A 2177-nucleotide genomic window follows, 5' to 3' on the forward strand; every position below is an offset into this window, starting at 1 on the left:
GCATAGGTCGGCAACGAGGCGACCGGATGAAGCGCATGCGATCCGAGCGCCTTCGTCCAATCAATGTGAACGCCGTGCACATGCAGCGCGCCGAGTGCCGCCAGCAACGCCTCGCTGCCATCGCGGCCGCGACGCTGCGAAGCAATCACCTGCATCGGTGAGCCTTCCACGAGACAGCCCGCCGCAAGTCCGGTCAGGATACCGTCAGGACCGAGCTCGAGGCTTGCCCGCACGCCTTCGGCTTCCAGCACATGCACGCCGTCGAGGAAGCGCACGGCCTGGCGCACCTGGCGCCCCCAGTACTCCGCACTGCAAAGCTCGTCCTTCGTCGCCAGACGTCCCGTCACATTGCTCACGATCGGCAGACGCGGCGTGCCGAACGTGACAGACGACAACACCTCGCCGAAGGCCTCCAGCATCGGCTCCATGCGCTGGGAGTGGAAGGCGTGGCTGACCTGCAGACGGCTGGTCCTCCGGCCCTTGCCCTTGAACGCTTCAGCGAGCGCCAGCACGGCGGCTTCATCGCCCGAGATCACCGTCGAGCGCGGCCCGTTCAGTCCGGCAATCTCGACGCCATCGGTGAGCAGCGGCAGCACCTCTGCCTCGCCCGCCTCGATCGCCACCATCGCGCCGCCGGCGGGCTGTGCCTGCATCAGGCGGCCACGTGCCGCGACGACGCGGCAGGCGTCCTTCAGCGACCACACGCCGGCAACATGCGCGGCCGAGAGTTCGCCGATGGAATGACCAAGCAGGATGTCGGGCGCAATGCCCCACTGCTTCAGCTGGCGGAACAATGCCACCTCGACCGCAAACAGAGCGGGCTGCGCGTAAGCCGTCTCGTTGAGCCTGGCCGCTGCCTCGGAGCCTTCCTCCGCAAACATCACATCGCGCAGCGGCAGATCCAGCAGCGCATCAAAATAACCGCAGGCTTCCTCGAACGTGGCGCGGAACGCGGCACAGCTCTCCAGCAGCGCCCGGCCCATGCCGAGCTGCTGCGCGCCCTGGCCCGTGAACAGGAATGCCAGCTTGCCGGCATCGCCTCGCGCTTCGCCAACCGACACCACCGCATGCGGGCGGCCCTCGGCCAGCGCGCGCAATGCTTCTTCTGCTTCCTTCGCATCGCGCACCGACACCGCGGCACGCGAAGCAAACTGCGTCCGGTGCAATGCCGCGGTGGTCACCACGGAAGACCAATCCGCTTGCGGATGCTGCGACAGCCACTCGCCGTAACGGCCCGCCTGTGCACGAAGCGCGGCCTCGTCACGGCCCGACACCAGCAGCGGGATCATCGGCGAGGTCGTATCAGTTGCACTACCAGTCTTCGCACGCGCCGGCGCCTCTTCGAGCACCACATGCGCATTGGTGCCGCTGATACCGAACGAGGACACGCCGGCACGACGCACATGCGAGGCCTCACGCGGCCATGCCCGCGCCTCCTGCAGCAGCGACAGCCCGCTGCCGTCCCACTCGATCTGGCTGCTCGGCTGTTCCGCATGCAGCGTCTTCGGCAAGACCTCGTGCCGGAGCGCCAGCACCATCTTCATCACGCCAAGGACACCTGCAGCCGCCTGGGCATGCCCGAGGTTCGACTTCGACGAGCCCAGCCACAGCGGACGGTCCGCGTGCCGCGTCGGTCCGAACACGGCGGCGAGCGCACCCGCCTCGATGGGGTCACCGAGATTGGTGCCGGTGCCGTGCGCCTCCACGACGTCGATGTCGTCGGGGCTCACACCGCTGGCGGAGAGAGCCGCGCGGATCACGCGCTGCTGGCTCGGACCGTTCGGTGCCGTCAGGCCCTGGCTGCGCCCGTCCTGGTTCACGGCCGAACCGCGGATCAACGCCCAAATCTCGTCGCCGTCGCGCTCCGCGTCCGACTGGCGCTTCAAGACCAGCACGCCGCAGCCCTCGCTCCAGCCGGCGCCATTGGCAGCCGCCGAGAACGCCTTGCAGCGACCGTCGGGCGCCATGCCGTTGTCGGGTCCGAGAGCCACGAACGTCGAGGGCGTCGACATCACGGTGACGCCGCCCGCCAGCGCCAGATCGCACTCGCTTTGCCGCAGCGCCGTGCAGGCCAGGTGCAACGCCGTCAGCGATGACGAGCACGCGGTATCCACCGTCATCGCCGGACCTTCGAGACCCAGCACATAGGAGACGCGCCCCGCCAGCACGCTCGACAG

General features: G+C 68.5%; 1 protein-coding gene. It reads right to left on the reverse strand.

All coding sequences use genetic code 11. The features are described from left to right. The coding region (locus M2427_RS42000) for a type I polyketide synthase (RefSeq protein WP_280712560.1) at positions 1 to 2177 on the reverse strand (2177 nt) is incomplete at both ends.

Origin of the sequence: Bradyrhizobium sp. BR13661 (assembly GCF_029892425.1) — a bacterium.
Lineage (GTDB): Bacteria > Pseudomonadota > Alphaproteobacteria > Rhizobiales > Xanthobacteraceae > Bradyrhizobium.